The following is a 19559-nucleotide window of genomic DNA, read 5'->3' as shown; positions in this document are numbered from 1 at the left end:
TGCGCTGGGTCAAGTGAATGTTACGTTAGATTGGGGGTAAGGGTGTCACACACCATGTGTTGCAGGTGTCTATGACACCGAAAGCGGAATATGGATGACATAAGGGCAGGAAATTTGGCCGGTCTTGGCAGACTTCAGGATTTAGCCGCTGGTGCAGCGGAACGCCGGCCGGCTCCGGTCGAAAGCTGGAATCCGCCCTATTGCGGCGACATCGGGCTGAAGATCCTGCGTGACGGCACGTGGCTCTACCAGGACAGTCCGATCGGGCGGCCGGCGCTCGTCAAGCTGTTCGCCGGGGTGCTGCGCAAGGATGGCGACGGAAAAACCTATCTGGTCACGCCTGCGGAAAAGGTCGACGTGGAAGTCGAGGATGCACCTTTCCTCGCAGTCGAGATGGAGGTGCAAGGCGGCGGAAGCGAGCAGCGCCTGATATTCCGGACGAACGTCGATGATGTGGTGGCGTGCGGGGCGGAACATCCGCTGCGCTTTGCGGAGCAGCAGCCGGGCGGCGGGCTGAAGCCATATGTGCACGTGCGCGGCCGCCTGGAGGCGCTGCTGACGCGCGCGTTGCTGCACGACCTCGTGGCGCTTGCCGTCGAAGAAGTGCGCGAAGGCAAGCGCGCAGTCGGCATATGGAGTGGCGGCGTTTTCTTTCCGCTTCCAGACGTGGACTAGTGCACCTTGAACTCCGAGCCGACGAGGCGCACCTCGGCCGGCGACAGAAGCTTGTTGTGCGCAACCGTCACCTTGAACAGCTTGCCCTCGAGCTTGGCTTCCCAGAAATCAAGAAAGCCTGTCAGTTTGGGAAAGCGAGGATGGAGATCATAGTCCTGCCAGATGTAGCTCTGCAGCAGGGCCGGATGGTCCGGCAAGCGGTAGAGAATTTCCGCAGTCGTCAGGCTGTAGCCTTTTAGCAGCGAGGCGAATTCGGGCTCGTGCATGTGGTGTCCCCCGAAGTTGTTTGCGAAGTCCCCCCGGACTCGCACGACAGATGATAATTCAGTGAAAGCCTCTGACAACGAATTTGTTCCAATAGTTGAGCGTGTTAGCAGCCTCCGTTAGTGACTGCTGATAGGCGCTGATAATTTGCGCAGGCGGCGCACCAATCCGCCGAATGCATGGGCAAAGATGCTTGAAACTGCGCTGACGAGCTTCGCAACGTTCTTCGCGACCATCGGTCCGATCGAGACAGCGGTCCTATTTGCGACGCTGACGCCAAAAATGGAGCTTGCCGAACGCGCGGCGATCGCCCTGCGCGCGACGGCAATCGCCGGTGTGCTGCTGCTGATCTTCACGCTGTTCGGTCAGCCGCTGCTCGATGAACTCGGCGTCAGCATCGCGGCGCTGCAAACGGCTGGCGGGATTATTCTGCTGATCATCGCGCTCGACATGGTGTTCGCGAAGCCGACGAGCGCATTCAAGCTCACCCAGCCCGAGGACGAGGAAGCGCAGACTAAGGACGATATTGCGGTATTTCCTCTGGCGATGCCGTTGCTTGCAGGACCTGGCGCGATGAGCGCGGGAATTCTGCTGGCGGCGAATGCGGATGGGAATGCACTGCTGCTCGGCACGACCGTAGCCGCACTGGCTGCCGTGATGCTGGTGACGCTGGCTCTGCTGCTGCTGTCGCATCGGATCAATCGCATGATCGGCATCACGGCTCAGCGCGTGCTCATGCGCGTGTTCGGCATCCTGCTCGCCGGTATCGCAATGCAGGCGATATTCAATGGTGTCGCTGCCAGCGGCGTGCTGCGATTTAGTCCGTGATCGTCATTTTGGCACGCCAGTTAGGCGACCATTAACCAACGGGCGCGCACACTCCTCCCAGTCGCGTTTCTGGTTGAGAGGCGTTTTCCCATGTGGTCGTCGCGTTCGTATGTGCGTACCGGCCAGCGTACGGCCGGAAAAGGAGCGTCATGCGTTCGCGTGACGCTCCTTGTCTCGCTGGCAGCCGCTGCGCTCGGCGGTTGCAGCTCTGTAGCGCCGCTGCCCAACAGCGGCCTGGTAAGTGCGTTCGTGCCATCGCAACCCCCACGACCGGTGGTGCCTGTCGACCTGGAAAACGATGGTCGGGAGGCGCAACGGCCCCCGGTGGCGCGCATGTTCCAGCGTGAGGACGATCCTACGCAGCCGTTCAGCCCGAACTACGGCGAGATTCCTCTGCCGCAGCAGCCTGACGACGGTGCCGAAGATCCAGTGCCCGCGCCCGCGTAAACAAAATCCGCGGCGACATCCCATATAAGGGGTGTTGCCGCGGAGTTATTGCCATGTCGCCCTCTCGTATCGCCATTGCCTTTGGTCTCATCGCCGTTGCGGCTTCGGTGGCCGATGCGGCCATGCCGGATCGACGGCCAGGGGTTGCCAAGCCCTATTCGAGTGATGCGCACCGGGCGGGGCCCGGCGGTACTTATGGCGGCTTGAAGGGTAACCCTCCGCCCCCCATGCGCGGGGCCGGCGACGTGCGGGATCGCGGCAGCAAAGAGCCGTATTACTACCGCTACTATAGCGACGATGATCGCTCGCCAGGTTCGTGCCGAAAATACGCGCGGCGCGCGATAGCCACGAAGAATGACAACTGGTGGACGCGCTATCGGGCATGCCTCGGCAGATAAAACGCGCCAATTGGTGGCTGGCGACCTTGATCATTTGCGGTGGGGCTTCCAGATTGGGTTAACGTATCGCAAATGAAGGGCCGCCGCGAGGCGCGCTACAGCTCATGGGGAACACGATGCATCGAGCAGTCGTCGCAGCTTGTGCACTGGTCTTGGGGAGTGCCGCCACGATCTCGACCGCGATCGCCCTTCCGCTGGCAAAGCGGACGACGCCTGGCTCGGAGCCAGTCGTTCAAACCGTCGCGCAGAAGAAGATCGCCGACGATGAGGGGCCGCGCACCAGCAAGAACAAGTCAAAGCGCACTAGTGGCCAGGACAAATCTGCGGACGACAAATCCAAGCAGAGTGCGACGCGTTATGGCTCCATTGCACCAGGGGTCAGCGTGCCGCTAACCGTCCGTGGCGGTCATCTTTATAGTCCGAGCTTCAATGGGGTCTATACTCCCCCTGCTGGCTACAGTAGCCGTGGCTACCCGATCCGCTACGCAGACGAAGTGGCCTCGTCTCAATCGGAGTGCGCTGCGCTCCGGCGCAATGCCCTAGCCAGTGGCAAGCGCTCCGCCTGGGACCGCTATCACGCGTGCTCCAAGGACTAGCGCCTTCCGGTCGAGCCCTCGCAAATGAGCGAAAAGGGTTAGCGGCCGTTCACTATTCAGGTCCAGTTCAGGTCCGCCGATCACGATTGCGGTAGCGCCGGATCTTGGACACGCCGCTCGGCGTCTCCACATAGTTAATGCTTTCCGAACGCCGGCTTTCCCCCGCACCCGTCGGCGCGGTCGAAGCGACGCCCCGGAGGCTCAGTTCCAGGAGACCTCTAATGACAAGATATCTCACAACGGCAGGGCCGCTTGCGGTGGCCTTTGCATTTTCGATCATGGCCGCGCTGCCCGCCGGCGCTGCCCCCTTCACCAAGGCGCCTCCCGCGGCGGCGCAGCAAGGCCTGATTGATCAGGTGGGCCGCACCGGTGGCGGTCCAGGCATGCGTGGTGGCGGCGGTGGTGGTCCGCGCATGCATGGCGGCGGTGGCGGCGGTCCGCGCTTTGGCGGGGGTCCTCGGCCGGGCGGTCCGCGCTTTGGCGGCGGTCCTCGCGGTCCGGGCAGGGGCCACTACCACGGTCCGAGGCCAGGTGGCGGTCACCATCACCATCGCGGCCCGCGTTTCCGTGGCTATCCGTACGTCTATGGGTTCGGCGCCTATCCCTACTACTATTACGACGATTACGGGTCGGACTATGCATCGTGCGAGCCGTTGCGGCGCCGTGCGGTGGCCACCCGCAGCCGTTATTGGTGGAACCGCTACTACGCGTGCATCGAAGATTAATCGCCTCGTTCGAGGATGCGGAGGGCCGGACACGATCCGGCCCTTTCGCATTACGGGTGAGACGAGCACGATCCGATGGCTGACACGAACGCTGCCGCTCTACCCGTCGAGATCAGGCGGTGGCAGGACGTTACCCCCACCCAGCAGATCGCGCGCGAGCTCGATCAGATTTTCTTTGAATCGAGCAATACGAAGACGTTCGCGAGCGACGAGGTGCGTGCTGCCTTCCGCGAGCGGTGGTTCGGGCGATACCTGAAGCAATATCCAGAATGGGCTTATGTGGCGCTATCGGCCGATGGCTCGGTTGCGGGCTACCTGGTTGCAGCGCTTGACGAGCCTAGCGTAATCGATGCGTTCACTGCAGCGACCGAAACGTATCCAGCGCATCTGCATATCAATCTGGCGCCAGCGTATCGCAGTCGCGGTATTGGCGCCTCATTGATCGAGGCGTTCGCGTCGGATGCGAAGCGGGCGGGCGCCAAGGGCGCGCACGTGGTCACATCGGCGGATGCACGCAACGTGCGCTTTTATGAGCGCGTCGGATTTGCGCCGCGCGCGCGGGCGCTCATCAATGGCAGCGAGCTGGTGTTTCTCGGGCGCGCGCTGTGAATTGCAAAAAAGCCCGCAACCTTTCGGCGCGGGCTTTTGCAGCTAGGAAAGTCCTGCGAGAGATCTATGAGACCGATGATTCACGCTTCGGACTGATAGGGTCCCAAGCGATCATGGTCTAGTCGTTGTCGCGATCGCAGGGGAAGCTGATGACGCCGACGTAAGGCGCCGTCACCTTGCAGGTCTTGCCGGTGCGCTTCAGTTTCACCGGACCGTCGCCGCTCTCGAGCTCGTTCATGAGACGTGCGAGAACGCGGCCCTTGCCGCCGCCTTGGGGCGCGTCGCTCGCATCATCGTCGTCGCTCGGGTCGGCCTTGGCGATTGCAGGCTTTTTCGCATCGACGTTCTTGTCAGTCGCCGCCGCCCGCTTCTGAGCGTCGTTGGCGTTAGCGGCATTGAGCGGAACAGGTGTCGTCACAGCGCCGGAAGCGGGCTTGGTCTCGGTGTCCGCCTTCGCCGTTTCTGACTTTGCCGCCGCGTCAGGCTTCTGCGGAGCGCTGGCCTCAGTGTTCGAAGCTGCGGCGCAAGTCTGCAGATCGGCGGGAGCGCGCTTCCACGTGTATGTCTCGCTCAACCACTTGGTGCCGGCGTAGCCTTTGACGCGCAGCTTGCCGTTATCGAGCGCAGTCAGTTCGACGTCGAACTTGCGGCCGCGGTCTGGATCATAGATCCAGCCGTTGTCCCACTTGTTCTTGCCGACAGGGGCGACGTTGCCGATGATCTGCTTGCCGCAGTCCTTGGCGTCGCCGGAGTCTTTCGTCCAGGCAACGCGACCGCAGAGCTTGCCTTCGCATTCGATGATTTCGACGGCGCCGCGGCCGGTGTGATCGATCCAAACACCGAGCGGCGAAGTGTCGGCATGCGCGCCGGCTGTCGAGAGCATCGCAAATGCGAAGCTGGCGCAGGGCATGGTGATACGAGAAAGGCGCATGGGTACCTCCGAAAACTGCTGGTGTTGACCTAGGCAAATGCAGGTCTGGGCGCAAGCGGCCGATCCGCCACGCAGATCAACGGTTTCGTGAGGTCAGCGCAGTTCCGTGTGGAACAGGGCACAGACGCAGCGCATTACCGCTTTTTCACGAAGAGGCTCGCACTGAGCATAGCTTTTGCGCCTGCAATTTCAGGCGCATGGAATTGAATGAAGCTCAAAGTGTCTGCTTTTTGGTGTGTCCACGAGTACACGCGCGTGGCGCCATCGAGCCACGTTTTGTCAGCGGGGCGTCCGACCGCCCGCGTCAATTCGCCGAGCAACAGTCCCGGTTGCGAATTGGGCACACGCAGAGCGCACGTCGTTCCGGTGGCGGCGGCGAATGCGGGGGCCTCGCGCTTCACGGCATCGTCGGCTTCGCCGCGCATTGCGGTGAGAATGAATTCGTCGCCGTGGTCGTGATAGCGCCAGCCGAGCAGCTTGTCGTAGCGCGTTTCAGGCACGTACGGCGCCAAGTCATCACCGAGCAACTGGTCGTACTCGCCAAAGCCGGCGGCGCGCTCGATGCCAGTGAGATCGGGAATGTGCTTGAGGCAGTAGAAATCGAATTGAGCGAAGATGCGCGCGGGGCCCTTCTGCTTCGGGATCGTCTGCGCCACAGCCAATGTCGTCAGCATGGCGGCGAGTGCCGCCAGCACCATACGTGGAATGCTGAAGCTCATGGAATTGCTCCAGCGCGGGGCTAATCAGCGCGAGGCGACAGGAGGAGGAATGGGCGGCCACGCCGAGATGTCTACGGACCAAGTGCCATCCGCAATCATCTTCGCCTGCTCTTCGCAGGACGGCGGCTGGCGGTTGACGCGCGTCCAAACTTCCGACGATCCGAGGATCGGGAGCAGCATGTAGCCGGTGACCTTCACCTTGCTTTGGCTCAGCACCTCGGCATAGCCGCTGAAGCTGGTGCCGAGATCGGGGACGTATACGTTGCCGTCAGCCCACGTTCCGTCCGGCTGCTTCTTGAAGCCGCTGACGACAACAAGGCCGCAGACGAAACGCGACTGAAGCTTAGCATCGGGATTGCGGAAGTCGCGCAGGGGCCCGCGATCGGGGCCGCGCGGCTTCTTGAGCCAGGCGACGCGGCCGCAACGGTTACGTCCGCATGCGCCGAACTGCATGATGACCTCGCCGTGCGAGTCCATCCAGTAACCGTCGAGGTTCTCGGCGCGCGATGCCGTCGATGTCAGGCCAAGGGCAGAAACAAAGCCGGCCAGGCAAAGTGCGACGACCCGCATGTCGATTGTCACTCCATCAAATCGATTCGGCGTAGAAAACGTTTTGCACCAACAACGGGCAAGCGACAATCTATCCCGAAAGTCTTGGCGTGAATGCGGCCGGGGCTGTGGCAGATCCGACTCCCTTTTCTCGGCCGAGACTATTCTTCGGGGGCCATTTCGCTTTGAAATTCAGGGGTGTGCCTTTCGTGCCCAGCGGCCCGGTGCCCTTGCGACTTATACCCGAGTTCGTCAGCGACGGTGCCGATGCCGACGAATGCGGCGTAGAGGCTGGCGGTGAGCACAACCAGCGAGAGCGCGGCCTGCCAGAAATAGGGCCGGGCGCGGAGGATGCCGGCGGTCGATCGCATCTCCTTGGTGATGATGTAGCCGCCCATGCTGCGGCGGAACCAGCCGGTGAGCTGTCCGTCCTGACCGAGGTGCTTGGGGACACGGCGCCAGCCCGCGAAGAGATCGCCGATGAAGCCAAGCATCGAGCGGAAATCGGCGGTCAGCAGGCCGGTCTTGTCCTGGTAGATGACGTCCTCGCCGGCAAAGAAGCCTGGGTTGGCGCGTCCGATGGCCTTGCCGGTGAGCTGAGCGGGGCGGCCGATGACGGGCGAGGCCGCTGGGTTGGTCATCAGAGTGGCGACGGTGGTGGCGGAAGGCGACGTCGAAGGATAGCGCAGCGGCAAGGTGATCAGGACGCCGAGCGCGAAGCCCGCCGGGATGAGCGGCCACACGCCGGTGAAGGCGGCGAGTACAGCAAGCACCGCGGGCAGCGCGAGGATGCCGAGCTCACGCGTGAACTGTCGCCAGAGCGCGGCCTTGTCGAGGTGGACGCGCTGAGCGGCGGCAACGAGATCGTAGTCCGGGAAGGGCTGTGCCTTCTGCCGCGCGATTTCGCCCAGGTGCGATATGCGCATGCCGGTGAGCGGGTGCGTTGAATTCAGCTCGATGAGACGTGCCCACGGATTGTGGGCGTCGAACAGCATGGCTTCCGATGCGCGTTCAGGGCTTTGCAGGTCGCTCTCGGCTTCGAGCCCGGAGTAGCGGGCGTTCTTCACGTCGATGACGCCGAGGTGACGCGTGCTCTGCAGCAGGCTCTGCGTTTCCTCGGTGTCTTCCACCTTGACGATGCCGTAGGCGATCTTGACCAGCGCGGAGGCGAGGTGACGCCCTTCGACATGCTCGGCGGAGAACGCATCAGCAAGATATTCGCGTGTGCGGCTGAGATAATAGAGGAGGTAGATGCCGATGTAGTACATGACGATGGCGGCGACGGCGACGAGCGCTTGGCCGCCTTTGTTCTTGCCGCTGCCGCCGCGGCTCGAGCGCATCGAGGCCGCGTAAACCTGATACAGAATCTGCACGAGCGTGCCCGCGGCGGTCATGACGATGAAGTCGCGGTTGACGATGTGGCCGAGCTCGTGGGCTACGACCGCGCGCTGCTCGTCCTCGTTCAAGAACTCGAAAATGCCGTCGGTGACGACGATGCGCGCGTTTGAGCGCAGCAGGCCGTACGTGAAGGCGGTCGGGTTGCGGTCGGGGATGAGGCCGATGCGCGGCGCGCTGAACTTATATTCGTTCGCCACAGCGTGAATGATCTGGTGCACGCCGGGATAGCGCGCTTTCACTTCCGCGTCGTCGAGGAAGGCCATCTTGTTGAACCAGCGCAGCGTCAGATCGCTGAGCCATGGGCTGACGAGCCAGATCACGCCGTTGATGAGAATGGTAAGGCCGATCGCGAAGCCGAGATCGACGTTCTCGGTGAAGACGAGCGCGGCGAGAATGACGCCGCAGACCATGCCGAAGATGAGACCGATCGTAACGAACGAAGCAAAGAACAGGCGAGCCATCTGCTTCCCTCAAAAAAGCGGCGAGGGGGATCCTCGCCGCTGCTGGAAATTGCGGCGGCTAAACTAGAAGTGTTCGGTGACGGCGCATAGCGGGGGACGGCCGCTTCAGGGAGCGAACGGCGGCGCGGGGCGGCAAGTCCATTGCGCCAAGATTTTGTCCTGAAGGGGTTTTCCACAGCGGATTACATGCTGCCCGCACGCTCGAAATAATTCGAATCCCAACTAGGCTGCGCTGGCCGTGCACGCCCTCAGAGCGCGCCGGCGAAACGCATGGAGGGTCATCATGGCTTTTGTCACTGGCGATGTCGTTCCTGTGTCGGGCGACGAGCTGCCGTTCAAGGTCGTGTTCAAGCAGGGCGAGACGATCCTGACCGAGTGGCTGGTCGAGTCGAAAGAAGATGGCGAGTTGCAGATCGTCGAAACCCTGAAGAGCCTCGTCGACGATGACGAGGAAGAGGAAGGCGACGACGATGACGACGAATGAGCCGGGCGCTGGCGGCAGGTTCGATGCCGTCCGGCATCCGGTTCGCTGGCGGCAACCAGGTTGCTGCCGCCAGCTGCCTGCCCCTGTGGATAACTTTGGCGCCGGCGATTTGTGGTTGCGCTGAGAACGTAACGAGAACATTATGGTTCTATGAGCTTCAAATTCCTGCATACGGCTGACTGGCAGCTGGGTAAGCGCTTCGGGTCCTTTCCGGACGAGGAAGCGGTAGTGCTGCGCAAGGAGCGCTTCGATGTGATCGGCCGGTTGGCTGATGCAGCGACGGCGGCTGGCTGTTCTGCGGTACTCGTGGCCGGCGATGTGTTCGACGCGGAGACGATCCCCGACATGCTGATCCGGCGGGTGCTGGAGCAGCTCAAGGCGCATCCGCAACTCAATTGGCACCTGCTGCCGGGGAACCATGACCCGGCGCGGGCGGGGGGGGTGTGGAGCGGAGTCGCGGCCGCTGGGGTGCCTCAGAACGTTCATTTGCATCTGGAAGCGAAGCCCGCCGAGCTTGCGCCGGGCGTCGTGCTGCTGCCGGCACCGCTGGCGTCGAAGCGGACAGAGATTGATCCGACGGCTTGGTGGGACGGGATCGCTGCGGGCGCGGTGCGCATCGGGTTGGCACACGGGTCGGTGCAGGGGTTCGGCAGCAACGGCGATGCGAATGTTCCCATTGATCCAGCGCGCGTGAAGTCGGCGCGGCTTGCCTACATGGCGTTGGGCGACTGGCACGGGACGATGCGGATTTCCGATCGCGTCTGGTATTCGGGCACGCCTGAACCGGATGGGTTCCGCGACAACGATCCGGGCAATGCACTCATCGTTCACGTCGACGGTGAAGCGCCGCCGGAGGTGACGCCGGTGCGGACTGCGCAGTTCACTTGGCTGCGGCGTTCGCAAAAGCTCGATGACGTCTCATCGCTGGCGCAGATCGATGCCGAGGTGTCGGCGCTGGGCAGGGCGGCCGCGCAATGCCTGATGACGCTCGAGCTCTCGGGTGCCGTGCCGATGGCGGAGCTGGCGCGGATTGACGGTAAGCTCGCGGAGTTGACGCCGCGCCTGTTTCATTTGTCCGCGGATATGAGCGGCGTGACGGCGTTCGCGGATGCTGCCGATCTCGCCGCGCTCGATTCCCCGGTGCTGGGTGAGATCGCACAGCGGCTCAAGGCATCGTCGGAGAACAGCGGTGCGGATGCAGCCGTGGCTGGGCGCGCATTGCGCAGGTTGTTTGCGTTGGCGCGACAGGCGGAAGCGGAGTCTCGGACATGAAAATCCGCGCCATTCGCCTGAAAGAGGTTGGCCGCTTCAGCACACCGGTTGCGCTCGAAGGCCTGACGGGCGGCCTCGATGTGCTTGCGGGCCCGAACGAGCTTGGCAAGTCCACGATCCTGCGCGCCGTGAACACCGCTCTGTTCCTGCCGCATACGTCGAAAAAGCAGGAGATCGAGGAGCTGCGTCCTTATTCGGGCGGTGCACCGTTGATCGAGCTCGATCTCGACGTGCAGGGACGTCCGTGGCGGCTGCGCAAGCAATACCTGACGACGCGGTCGGCCGAACTACACGATCTGTCGACCGGACAGGTTTCGCGCGGCGGGGATGCGGAGACGCTGCTTTGCAAGCTGCTTGGCGGCACGGGGCACTTCTCGTTGTTGTGTGTCACGCAGGGTGAAGCGCTCGCCAGCATGGCGCCGGTGAAGACGGGCGGGGCCACGTTCATGGCCGCGATCGAGAGCGAAGTGGAGAACGTCGCCGATGGCAGTGCGGCCCGGTTCGTCGCGGGGCGTGTGAAAGCCGAGCTTGCCGGCCTGGTAACGAGCCATAATCCGCCGCGTCCTGCGGGCGCGTTGAAGGCGGCGATCGACCGGCGCGATGATCTCGTGAAGCAGAGGGACGATGCCAGAGAACGCCTTAAGCGGGCGCTCGATCGTCTTGAGGCGCTGCAGGATGTGCGCGTGAGGCTTGCCGAAATTGGTGATGCCGAGGCTGCCCAGTTGCGTCAACGCGAGCGGGAGAATGCGCAGCGCACGTTCGAGGACGCGCAGAAGGCGCGCGAGAAGCTGAAGCTCGCGGAGGCTGCCGTCGAGGGTGGCCAGAAGCAGCTCGCAGCGGCCCAGGCGCTGCTGGAAGCGCTGGAGCGGCGCATCGATGCTCTGGCGCAGCGCGAGGCGGCGGCTGCGAAGACCGCGCCTCTGCTTGCCGCCTGCGAGGCGCGCGGCGTTGCAAGCGTTCAGAAAGCGAAGGATGCGCGGCAGAATCGCGACGCCCTAAAAGGGGTGCTTGCCGGGCTCGAACGTGACCGGCAGGCGCTGGCACGCAGAGATCGGCTGGCCGAGCTGTCGCTGCGTTTGGAGGCCGCGCGCGCTGCGGAAGCGGAGCGTATGCAGCTCGTCCAGGCTCTAAAGGGCAATGCCGCGGATGAGCGAACGATCGAAGCGGCGCGGCGCGAGGCTTCAAGCATCCTGAAGCTGGAAGCGCGCCTTTCTGCATCGGCGCCACGTGTGAGCCTCGCTTATGTTGATGGCGGTGCTGGAAGGGTGACGCTTGACGGGCGGGCGCTCGGTGATGGCGAAGTGCTGCAACCGACGCGTCCGATCAGGCTGGAGATTGCCGGCGTCGGCGTGCTGACGATCGAGCCGGGGCAGTCGGACGATGTGGCGCGCGATGAGGATGCGCTTGCAGCCCATCGCGCCCGTCGCGAAGAACTGCTGCTTGGTGTCGGGGCCCGCTCGCTGGAGGAAGCCGAGCGCTTGCTCGCAGAGCGGCGTGACGGCGAAGCGCGTCTGGCGGAGGTTTGCGAACGGCTGAAGATGGTCGCGCGCGAAGGCATCCAGAACCTTCAGCAGTCGCATGCGGAATTGGCGGCAACAGTTGCTGCATCGAATGTTGCCGGATCTACGGATGACATCGATGCACGCGCGAGCGAAACGCAGGGCGCCCTTGCCGAGGCGGAAGCGATGCTGGCCGAAGCGGAAGCCGCCGAGGGCCAGGCGCGCGAAGAGTGGTTGACGCTGCGTGCACAGGCCAACAACTACGCGGCGGATATCGCCAGCTTGAGCGAGGAACTGGGCGCGCCCGAGGCGCGCGCGGCGGCTCTGGCGGAGCGACGCGCGGCGCTGGGAGCTGCGCGCGAGACTTTGAACGTCGCTGTGCTGGAGGCTGCCGCGTGGCGTGATAAGTCGTCCGATGAGGCGCGCGTCAGTGCATTGCAGAAGGCGGCCGAGGCGGCGCGTATCGCCGATGAGAAAGCGCGTGCAGAAATCTCGGCGTTGCGCGAGGCCGAGAGCGGCCTGCTGGGAGGGCTGACCTCCGATCGGGCCGAAGACGTCGAAGCGCGCGTCGAGGAACTCGAAGCGCTGTGCGTGCAGGCGGAGGCGCGCTGCGCCGACCTTCAGCAGGAAGCTCAAGCTTTGCTGCTTTTGATGAAGGAGCTGGACGCAGCGGCGACGCGCACGCGTGATCGTTTCGCGCGGCCGGTGGTCGGCCGGCTGGCGCCGTATCTGCAACTCATGTGGCCCGAGGCGCATCTTGTGCTGGGTGAGGATCTGGCGCCACAGGCGCTCGAACGCCGCGGCGTGCGCGAAGAGTTCGCGCGGCTCAGTGGCGGGACACAGGAACAGCTGGGCTTGCTTGTTCGGCTGGCGTTCGCGCAGCTTCTCGCGGACACGGGCACACCTGCGCCGCTGATCATCGATGACGCGGTGGTGAATACGGACGATGATCGTCTCAAGAGGCTGTTCCAGGCGCTGCAGCTGGCGGCAAAAAGCCACCAAGTGCTGGTGCTGAGCTGCCGCGAGCGCGATTTCGACGAGCTAGGCGGGCGCCGTATCGCGCTCGCGCAGTGGAATGCCGAACGAGTGGCTGCCTGAGGTGGCCGAAGCGGTGCTGGGTGTGTGGGCACAAAGGAAAAGCCCCGGCGCGGATACCGCAGCCGGGGCCTATAATTTTCGTGTGCGCTCTAGGAGCGATGCCGAAGCGTCGCGCGGGCGACTAGCTGCTCAGGCCGGCGCTGGTGAGCGAAGAAGGAATTTCAGGCTTGGCGGCCTCGGCGGTGGGATCCTCCGAGCGGCGCGACTTGCCCTCGAAGAAGGCGCCCTGCTCGATGGCCAGCGCTTGATGGAAGATGTCGCCCTCGACGTGGCTGGACGACTGCAGCATGACGCGCTTGCCGCGCACCGAGCCCATGACGTGACCGCGGACCACGATTTCTTCGGCGACGATGCCGCCGGTGATGCGGGCCTTCTCGCCGATGACGACGTAGGTGCCTTGGATGTCGCCCTGGATTTCGCCGTCAATCTGCACTTCGCCCTTGGAGACGAGATTGCCGTTGATGGTCAGATCCGGGCCGATGACGGATGGCGCGTTGCGCTCATTCGTTCGGGCGAGACCGATGGGGCGCGCCCCGGATGCGGGTTGTGCGGCAGCGGGTGCGAAGTTGGGCGGCGTGACCTTTGGCGGCTCGGACTCGGATCTTTTGAAATTCGGCAACATAAGCGTGCACCTCTGCTCTGACGCAACGATCGGATACAGGTCTTGGAGTAGACGAGGACAGATTAGTAATCGGGGATCCGATGCGGCTATCGAGCCGAGAAATCCCCCCCATTCAGTCATCTAAGCACAGATCCCGCCTGGGGTCATCGACTGCTTCGCCGATGCAGGCACAAAATGTGTGCAACGTAACCAGGCGCGCGCTTAACGTTTCATCGCGCGGACGGCTTCGAGCACCGCTTCGGCATGTCCTTTGACCTTAACCTTCCTCCAGATGCGCGCGATCCTGCCAGCTTTATCTATCAGGAATGTGGCACGCTCGATTCCCATGTACTTGCGCCCGTACATCGACTTCTCCACCCACACCCCGTAGGCATCCGCGACACGATGACCGTCGTCCGACAACAGACGGACGGCCAACTCGTGCTTATCGCGAAACTTGCGATGGCTTGCGGAGCTGTCGGGAGAAACTCCCAGAAGGGTCGTCTTGGCGCGCTTGAAATCGTCGGCTAGGCAGGTGAAGTCCTTGGCCTCCGTGGTGCACCCCGCCGTGTCGTCCTTTGGGTAAAAGTAGATGACGACCCGATTTCCCTTCAGGCCCGAAAGCTCGACGGTCTTGCCATCGCTGTCGGGGAGCGCGAAGGCGGGGGCTGGGGAACCTTCTTCGATGGTCACCGAGATGCCTTTCTTTTGTCGCTTTTCCACGTGCACGTGGACCGGGTCACACGACAACAAATTCCACTGTGCCTGAGGCTTAGCGGCGCAGCGAAAGCCGCGCAAGGGACTGGCGTGTGCAGAATTGAGGGGCGCGCGCGCCCCATATTTAGTGCGTCAGAGGGGGCGCGCCGGGTGGTTGCGCGGACATCCCATTTCTTGTTGTTTGCACTCGGGATGTGGAGCATCCTGACACTGTCTAGGGGCCGGACTTGCAGACGACCGGAAGACCAAAAACACAGACCGGCCGCACAGCGCCGCGAGCACCGGAACCGCCGGCCTCGAACCTGAAGCGCTCCGTGACGACGGCTGCCGTCGCTTGCGATCATGTGCTGCACGGCGTCGGCCGATCGGTATTCATTCTTGCGCCGTTTCTCATGCTGGCGCTGCTCGTGGCCGGCCTTGGCTACGTGCGGTTGCGTCATGGCCCAATGTCGCTCGAATTTCTGGTCGAGCCGATTGAGAGGGGCATCAACGCTGAACTCGGCGGCAATACCGTGCGCATCGACGATGCCGTCGTATCGCTGTCGGAAACCGGCGGGCTGGAATTCCGTCTCAGCAATGTGCGTGTGCACGAGGTCGACGGCGACGTCGTTGCGTCAGCGCCGTTTGCAGCAGTCGAGATTTCGACGCCAGCGCTGTGGTCGATGCGCGTAGTCCCGGCGCGCATTGAGCTGATCGAGCCGCGGCTATTTCTTTTCTATTCGGAGAAGGGGGGGCTGGCGCTGAGCTTTTCAAAGCCGGTGCCGAGCGATGCGACCGGCGTTGAACGCGAGCCTTCAAATGGTCCGCTAGCACCGGCGCCAGTGCCAGTGACGCGTTCGGCGTCATCTGCTCCGGCCGCCGAGGCGATGGGACCGCTGAAGCGCATCGATCTTGCCCGTGTGCTGACGGATATGTCCTCACGCGCGCGACAGCGTCTCGATGCCACTTCATACTTGCGCGAGTTCGGACTGCGCAACGCGACGCTGATGCTCGACTATGCCGGGCGCAATACAGAATGGCGCGTGCCGTCGCTGAACATCGAGTTGATGCATGGGCGCACGAGGAGCGTCATCACCGGACGGGCCATGGTCATGGCCGCAGGTGGCAAACCGTGGGAATTGAAGTTCGAGACCGATGAATCAGAGCGGAGCCGTACGCTCAATCTCAAGACATCGGTGAATGGCCTGGTGCCGCGCAGTATCGCGGGCACCGTGCCGGAACTCAGTCTGCTGCAGGCGCTGGATCTGCCCGTCGATGGCGAGGCCACCCTTGAATTGACGAGTGACGGAGACGTTCGTTCGGCGGCGCTGGCATTGTCGCTTGGCCACGGAAGCATAAAGTTGCCGGCGTTGCCCGAAGCGCCGCTGGAAGTCGATGGGGGAGCGATCAGACTCGGCTACGACGGAGTGGCCGAGAAGGTCATGCTTTCACCGTCCACGCTGAGCTGGCGCGGAAGCCGCGTGACGATTTCCGGTGTTGCTCAAGCTGACGACCCTAACGCTGAGCATCCATCGTGGAAGTATCAACTTCGCGCGCAGGACGGCTCGTTTGCAGCAGAGGAATTCAAGGTTGCGCCTGTCGCGCTAGAGGAATGGCGCGCGAGCGGCAAAATCGAGCCGCACAGGGGCGCGGTGGAGCTCGACGAATTCGTGCTGCGTGCGGGCGGCGCGGTGATCAGCATGTCGGGCAGCCTGGTTGCAGGTGCGGAACCGGCCAGCACGCGGCTTGAAGGCACGATCGGGCCGATGGCTCTCAACACGCTGAAGGCGCTTTGGCCGAAGGCGGTCGCGCCGGGTGCACGCGAGTGGATCGGTGAGCGGGTGGATCGTGCGTCCGTTCAGGGCGCCAAGTTCCGCTTCGTCAGCGGTGCGCAAATGGCAACGGAGCCGGGCGTCGGCACGCAAGAGCATCAGTTGTCGTTTCTGATGGATGTCGCCGATGTCGAGCTGCGCGTTATCGACGAATTGCCGCCTGTCGTTTCAAGCCGCGTGACGGCGCGGATCGAGAACGATTCGCTGGAGGTGACGATACCGGAGGCCGGAATGGTGCTGGCACCGGACCGGCAGCTGCCGCTTTCGGACGGCCGCTTCACCGCTGTCGATATCATGAGTGAAGTGCCGACGGGTGAAGTGGTCTTTGCCTCCCAAACGAACGTCGGAAACGTGCTCGACCTCATCGCTCATTCGCGTCCGGCCTTCCTGGAAGAGACCGGGCTGCCGCGCGATGGCATCGACGGCAAGGTCGAAGCGCAATTCAAGATCAACCTGCCGCTGCTGGCGGACCTGCCAGACGGTTCGGTGAAGATCGACGGCAAGGGTCGTCTGTTCGACGGCCGCGTGAAGAAGATCGCCGACAGCTATCAGGTGCAAAGCGCGAGCATTGATTTCGATATCAGCGAGAAGGCTGCCGGTGCGAACGGGCAGATGCTGATCAACGGTGTGCTGGCGAAGCTGGGATGGCAGCGCATCTTCGACGCGCCTGCCGATAAACAGCCACCGCTGCGCCTGAGCGCGACTCTCGACAACACGGATCGCAATCAGCTCGGCCTCGACATCAACAGCATCGTGCAGGGCGTGGTGCCGATCGAGGTGACGATAGGCCATGACGCCAGCGGCGAGCAGCTCATTCAGTTGCACGGCGACCTGACCAGCGCTGATCTCCTGCTGGAGGGTGTTGCGTGGCGCAAGCCGCCCGGGCGTCCGGCGAACTTGCAATGCGATATCGTGCGCGGAAAGACGCACAAGACCGAGCTGCAGAACTTCAAAGTGGCGGGCGACGATATCGCTATCGAGGGCTGGCTGGCGATCGGTGCGGACAACCGGCTGCGCGAGTTTCACTTCCCGGACTTCTCGCTCAACGTCGTAACGCGCATGGAAGTCGAGGGTACGCTCAACTCGAACGACATCTGGAAGGTGAAGGTACGCGGCCCGACGTTCGACGGGCGCAACTTCTTCAAGTCGCTTTTCTCGCTGGGGCAGCTCACTGAAAATGCTCCAAAGCCCAAAGAGCCGCGCGAGGGAATGGACGTCGACGCAGAGATCGGCACCGTGATCGGACATCACGAGGTGTCGCTGCGCAACGTGAAGGTGAAGCTGTCGAAGCGGGGCGAAAAACTGGTGGCGCTCGATGCGCGCTCCACGCTCGATGGCGGGCAGCCGCTTGCGGTGGTGATGCGTCAGGATCCCGGGCAGCCGCGGAAGCTGTATGCGGATTCCACCGACGCCGGTCAGGCGCTCAAACTGATAGACTTCTATCCAAACATCCAAGGCGGCCGCGTGCGCCTCGAAGTCAATATGGAAGGCAAGGGCGCGGCGGAGAAGACCGGCATTCTCTGGGTTGAGCAATTCCGTATTCTCGGCGACCCTGTTGTGTCGGAGGTGTTTTCAGGTGCGGACGAGGGCCGGCCGGCGATTGACGGAGGATCGGGCCGGCGCGCGAAGCGCGTGACGCGTGAAGTGTTCGATTTCACGCTGATGAAGGTGCCGTTCTCGGTCGGCTACGGTCAGTTCGTGATGAGCGACTCACAACTGCGCGGACCGATGCTCGGCGCGTCGATCCGCGGCAAAGTCGATTACAAAATGCGCCAAGTGAATTTGGGCGGTACGTATGTTCCGCTGCAAGGCTTGAACAGCGCGCTGTGTGAAATCCCGCTGTTCGGGCAGATCATCACAGGGCCGAAGTGCGAAGGTATTTCCGGGATGACGTTTGCCATCCAAGGCTCGATGGATCGGCCGGAGGTCATCGTCAACCCGCTGTCGATGCTGGCGCCGGGAATTTTCCGCGACATCTTCCAGATGACGCCGTTCGATCCGAAAGTGCAGCGCCGCGACGATGCTCTCGGCGACACGACGACATCAGGCGTGCGCGCGTCGTCGACCATCGGCAAGCCGGGCGATGAGGGACAGACTGCGGCGCCCGGAACGGTTATCGGCAACGAGACGATCGATGGTTGGTCGTCGCAGACCGTGTCCCCGCCGACGAAGAAACGCTGAGCGCAGGGCGCTCAGACCGGCTTCAGCAGCACGTGCTTCTTTTTGCCGAGCGAGAGCTTGATGGCGCCGTCGGCGGTTGCGTCGTCGAGGCTCAGGTGCGCCTTCTCGTCGGAGACAGGCTGATCGTTGACCTTGAGGCCGCCGCCCTGAATCTGCCGGCGCGCTTCGCCGTTCGATTTGACGAGACCTGCCTGCACGAACGCGGACAGGACGCCCAGACCGGCGGCAAATTCGCCCTTGCTGATCTCGACTGTGGGCAGGCCTTCAGCGGTGGTGCCTTGCTCGAACGTTTTGCGCGCGGTGTCTGCAGCGGCTTCGGCCTTGTCGCGGCCATGCATCAGGGCCGTCGCCTCGGTGGCGAGAGTCTTCTTCGCCTCGTTGATCTCTGCACCCTGAAGCGCCGCCAGTTTAGCGATCTCGCTCATCGGAAGGGTGGTGAAGAGCTTCAGGAAGCGCTCGACGTCGGCGTCCTCGGTGTTGCGCCAGAACTGCCAATAGTCATAGGCCGAGAGCTGGGCCTCGTTGAGCCAGACGGCGCCGGCGGCAGTCTTGCCCATCTTTGTGCCGGACGAGGTGGTGAGCAGCGGACACGTGAGCGCATAGAGCTGATGCGTGCCCATGCGGCGGCCGAGGTCGATGCCGTTGACGATGTTGCCCCACTGATCGGAGCCGCCCATTTGCAGGTTGCAGCCGTAGCGGCGGGCTAGCTCGACGTAGTCGTAGGACTGCAAGATCATGTAGTTGAACTCGATGAAGGACAGCTCCTGCTCGCGGTCGAGTCGGAGCTTCACCGAGTCCATCGTCAACATGCGGTTGATCGAGAAGTGACGGCCGACGTCGCGCAGCATCTCGATGTAGTTGAGACGCGTCAGCCATTCGGCGTTGTCGACCATCGCGGCATCGGTCTTGCCGTCGCCGAAGCGGAGAAACTTGGCGAACGTGGTCTTGATCTGCTCTTTGTTGGCGTCGATCTGGTCGTAGGTCAGCAGTTTGCGCGTCTCATCGCGGCCAGAGGGGTCGCCGACGCGCGTGGTTCCACCGCCCATCAGTGCAATAGGCTTGTTGCCGGTCTCCTGCAGCCAGTGCAGCATCATGATAGAGAGTAGATGGCCGACGTGGAGCGAAGGTGCGGTGCAGTCATATCCGACGTAGGCGATAATCTCGCGCTTGGCGGCCAGATCATCGAGGGCGCTGAGGTCCGAGCACTGGTGAATGTAGCCGCGCTCGGTAAGAATCTTCAGAAAGTCGGATTTTAGATCGGTCATCGCTTCGCTATCACAGTCTGCCGGCTTCTCT

The 19559-nt window shown here is 63.1% G+C and carries 19 protein-coding genes; 11 read left to right on the top strand and 8 right to left on the bottom strand.

Annotated elements, in window-relative coordinates; genetic code table 11:
* The first annotated feature begins 90 nt into the window (after positions 1 to 90).
* Positions 91 to 675, top strand: a complete 585-nt coding sequence (locus tag NDB2M4_RS06645) for a DUF1285 domain-containing protein (RefSeq protein ID WP_072372219.1) — start codon at positions 91 to 93, stop codon at positions 673 to 675.
* Here NDB2M4_RS06645 and NDB2M4_RS06640 read toward each other — a convergent pair.
* Entirely contained in the window at positions 672 to 941 is a 270-nt protein-coding gene (locus NDB2M4_RS06640; RefSeq protein ID WP_072372216.1) for an usg protein, read from the bottom strand. The genes NDB2M4_RS06645 and NDB2M4_RS06640 overlap by 4 nt on opposite strands.
* Positions 942 to 1128: 187 nt before the next feature.
* Between NDB2M4_RS06640 and NDB2M4_RS06635 the strand changes: the two genes are divergently transcribed.
* From NDB2M4_RS06635 to NDB2M4_RS06610, 6 genes are all read left to right on the top strand, one after another.
* Positions 1129 to 1767, top strand: a complete 639-nt coding sequence (locus NDB2M4_RS06635; protein ID WP_072372213.1) for a MarC family protein — start codon at positions 1129 to 1131, stop codon at positions 1765 to 1767.
* A 159-nt stretch (positions 1768 to 1926) separates the two neighbouring features.
* Positions 1927 to 2214, top strand: a complete 288-nt coding sequence (locus NDB2M4_RS06630) for a hypothetical protein (protein WP_139247127.1) — start codon at positions 1927 to 1929, stop codon at positions 2212 to 2214.
* 53 nt (positions 2215 to 2267) lie between these two features.
* Positions 2268 to 2612, top strand: a complete 345-nt coding sequence (locus tag NDB2M4_RS06625; RefSeq protein ID WP_072372206.1) for a hypothetical protein — start codon at positions 2268 to 2270, stop codon at positions 2610 to 2612.
* Positions 2613 to 2728: 116 nt separating this feature from the next.
* Entirely contained in the window at positions 2729 to 3208 is a 480-nt protein-coding gene (locus tag NDB2M4_RS06620) for a hypothetical protein (protein ID WP_139247126.1), read from the top strand.
* A 221-nt stretch (positions 3209 to 3429) separates the two neighbouring features.
* The gene (locus NDB2M4_RS20340) at positions 3430 to 3933 is read left to right on the top strand and encodes a hypothetical protein (RefSeq protein WP_072372200.1); all 504 of its coding nucleotides are present in this window, start codon (positions 3430 to 3432) and stop codon (positions 3931 to 3933) included.
* Positions 3934 to 4008: 75 nt separating this feature from the next.
* Entirely contained in the window at positions 4009 to 4542 is a 534-nt protein-coding gene (locus NDB2M4_RS06610; protein ID WP_072372197.1) for a GNAT family N-acetyltransferase, read from the top strand.
* Positions 4543 to 4660: 118 nt separating this feature from the next.
* Here NDB2M4_RS06610 and NDB2M4_RS06605 read toward each other — a convergent pair whose 3' ends face one another.
* The 4 genes from NDB2M4_RS06605 to NDB2M4_RS06590 form a co-directional block, all read right to left on the bottom strand.
* On the bottom strand, positions 4661 to 5473 hold the full coding sequence (locus tag NDB2M4_RS06605) for a DUF2147 domain-containing protein (RefSeq protein WP_072372194.1): 813 nt from the start codon (positions 5471 to 5473) through the stop codon (positions 4661 to 4663).
* Positions 5474 to 5607: 134 nt separating this feature from the next.
* Positions 5608 to 6192, bottom strand: a complete 585-nt coding sequence (locus NDB2M4_RS06600) for a hypothetical protein (RefSeq protein ID WP_139247125.1) — start codon at positions 6190 to 6192, stop codon at positions 5608 to 5610.
* A gap of 24 nt (positions 6193 to 6216) precedes the next feature.
* Positions 6217 to 6762, bottom strand: a complete 546-nt coding sequence (locus NDB2M4_RS06595; protein WP_072372189.1) for a DUF2147 domain-containing protein — start codon at positions 6760 to 6762, stop codon at positions 6217 to 6219.
* A gap of 140 nt (positions 6763 to 6902) precedes the next feature.
* Positions 6903 to 8600, bottom strand: coding sequence for a M48 family metalloprotease (locus NDB2M4_RS06590; RefSeq protein WP_072372187.1), 1698 nt, complete (start codon positions 8598 to 8600; stop codon positions 6903 to 6905).
* 283 nt (positions 8601 to 8883) lie between these two features.
* Here NDB2M4_RS06590 and NDB2M4_RS06585 point away from each other — a divergent pair, with 283 nt between their 5' ends.
* The 3 genes from NDB2M4_RS06585 to NDB2M4_RS06575 all read left to right on the top strand — a co-directional run bounded on the left by NDB2M4_RS06585 (position 8884) and on the right by NDB2M4_RS06575 (position 12953).
* The gene (locus NDB2M4_RS06585; RefSeq protein WP_072372185.1) at positions 8884 to 9084 is read left to right on the top strand and encodes a hypothetical protein; all 201 of its coding nucleotides are present in this window, start codon (positions 8884 to 8886) and stop codon (positions 9082 to 9084) included.
* Positions 9085 to 9234: 150 nt separating this feature from the next.
* The gene (locus NDB2M4_RS06580) at positions 9235 to 10356 is read left to right on the top strand and encodes a metallophosphoesterase family protein (protein ID WP_072372182.1); all 1122 of its coding nucleotides are present in this window, start codon (positions 9235 to 9237) and stop codon (positions 10354 to 10356) included.
* Positions 10353 to 12953: an AAA family ATPase gene (locus NDB2M4_RS06575; RefSeq protein ID WP_072372179.1), complete on the top strand. Its 2601-nt coding sequence runs from the start codon at positions 10353 to 10355 to the stop codon at positions 12951 to 12953. Before NDB2M4_RS06580 ends, NDB2M4_RS06575 begins: the two co-directional genes overlap by 4 nt.
* A 121-nt stretch (positions 12954 to 13074) precedes the next feature.
* Here the strand turns inward: NDB2M4_RS06575 and NDB2M4_RS06570 are convergent, their stop codons facing one another.
* Positions 13075 to 13575, bottom strand: a complete 501-nt coding sequence (locus NDB2M4_RS06570) for a bactofilin family protein (protein ID WP_072372177.1) — start codon at positions 13573 to 13575, stop codon at positions 13075 to 13077.
* A gap of 201 nt (positions 13576 to 13776) precedes the next feature.
* On the bottom strand, positions 13777 to 14247 hold the full coding sequence (gene bcp / locus NDB2M4_RS06565) for a thioredoxin-dependent thiol peroxidase (protein WP_072373275.1): 471 nt from the start codon (positions 14245 to 14247) through the stop codon (positions 13777 to 13779).
* Positions 14248 to 14585: 338 nt separating this feature from the next.
* Between bcp and NDB2M4_RS06560 the strand changes: the two genes are divergently transcribed.
* On the top strand, positions 14586 to 18263 hold the full coding sequence (locus tag NDB2M4_RS06560; RefSeq protein WP_083555963.1) for a YhdP family protein: 3678 nt from the start codon (positions 14586 to 14588) through the stop codon (positions 18261 to 18263).
* Positions 18264 to 18274: 11 nt separating this feature from the next.
* On the opposite strand, the gene tyrS is transcribed toward NDB2M4_RS06560, so the two are convergent.
* Entirely contained in the window at positions 18275 to 19528 is a 1254-nt protein-coding gene (gene tyrS / locus NDB2M4_RS06555; RefSeq protein ID WP_072373269.1) for a tyrosine--tRNA ligase, read from the bottom strand.
* Positions 19529 to 19559: the final 31 nt, after the last annotated feature.

Origin of the sequence: Hyphomicrobium sp. NDB2Meth4 (genome assembly GCF_900117445.1) — a bacterium.
In the GTDB taxonomy this organism is placed as follows: Bacteria; Pseudomonadota; Alphaproteobacteria; order Rhizobiales; family Hyphomicrobiaceae; genus Hyphomicrobium_A.
Note: the sequence above shows the minus strand (reverse complement) of the source record. Positions and strands in the feature narration are given on the sequence as shown.

Bases quoted from the DNA above. Each gene is read 5' to 3' on its own strand.
- NDB2M4_RS06600 (WP_139247125.1), bottom strand. From the start codon at position 6,192: ATGAGCTTCAGCATTCCACGTATGGTGCTGGCGGCACTCGCCGCCATG.
- NDB2M4_RS06595 (WP_072372189.1), bottom strand. From the start codon at position 6,762: ATGCGGGTCGTCGCACTTTGCCTGGCCGGCTTTGTTTCTGCCCTTGGC.
- NDB2M4_RS06575 (WP_072372179.1), top strand. From the start codon at position 10,353: ATGAAAATCCGCGCCATTCGCCTGAAAGAGGTTGGCCGCTTCAGCACA.
- tyrS (WP_072373269.1), bottom strand. From the start codon at position 19,528: ATGACCGATCTAAAATCCGACTTTCTGAAGATTCTTACCGAGCGCGGC.
- NDB2M4_RS06635 (WP_072372213.1), top strand. From the start codon at position 1,129: ATGCTTGAAACTGCGCTGACGAGCTTCGCAACGTTCTTCGCGACCATC.
- NDB2M4_RS06625 (WP_072372206.1), top strand. From the start codon at position 2,268: ATGTCGCCCTCTCGTATCGCCATTGCCTTTGGTCTCATCGCCGTTGCG.
- NDB2M4_RS06620 (WP_139247126.1), top strand. From the start codon at position 2,729: ATGCATCGAGCAGTCGTCGCAGCTTGTGCACTGGTCTTGGGGAGTGCC.
- NDB2M4_RS06610 (WP_072372197.1), top strand. From the start codon at position 4,009: ATGGCTGACACGAACGCTGCCGCTCTACCCGTCGAGATCAGGCGGTGG.
- NDB2M4_RS06585 (WP_072372185.1), top strand. From the start codon at position 8,884: ATGGCTTTTGTCACTGGCGATGTCGTTCCTGTGTCGGGCGACGAGCTG.
- NDB2M4_RS06570 (WP_072372177.1), bottom strand. From the start codon at position 13,575: ATGTTGCCGAATTTCAAAAGATCCGAGTCCGAGCCGCCAAAGGTCACG.
- NDB2M4_RS06640 (WP_072372216.1), bottom strand. From the start codon at position 941: ATGCACGAGCCCGAATTCGCCTCGCTGCTAAAAGGCTACAGCCTGACG.
- NDB2M4_RS06605 (WP_072372194.1), bottom strand. From the start codon at position 5,473: ATGCGCCTTTCTCGTATCACCATGCCCTGCGCCAGCTTCGCATTTGCG.
- NDB2M4_RS06590 (WP_072372187.1), bottom strand. From the start codon at position 8,600: ATGGCTCGCCTGTTCTTTGCTTCGTTCGTTACGATCGGTCTCATCTTC.
- NDB2M4_RS06580 (WP_072372182.1), top strand. From the start codon at position 9,235: ATGAGCTTCAAATTCCTGCATACGGCTGACTGGCAGCTGGGTAAGCGC.
- NDB2M4_RS06645 (WP_072372219.1), top strand. From the start codon at position 91: ATGGATGACATAAGGGCAGGAAATTTGGCCGGTCTTGGCAGACTTCAG.
- NDB2M4_RS20340 (WP_072372200.1), top strand. From the start codon at position 3,430: ATGACAAGATATCTCACAACGGCAGGGCCGCTTGCGGTGGCCTTTGCA.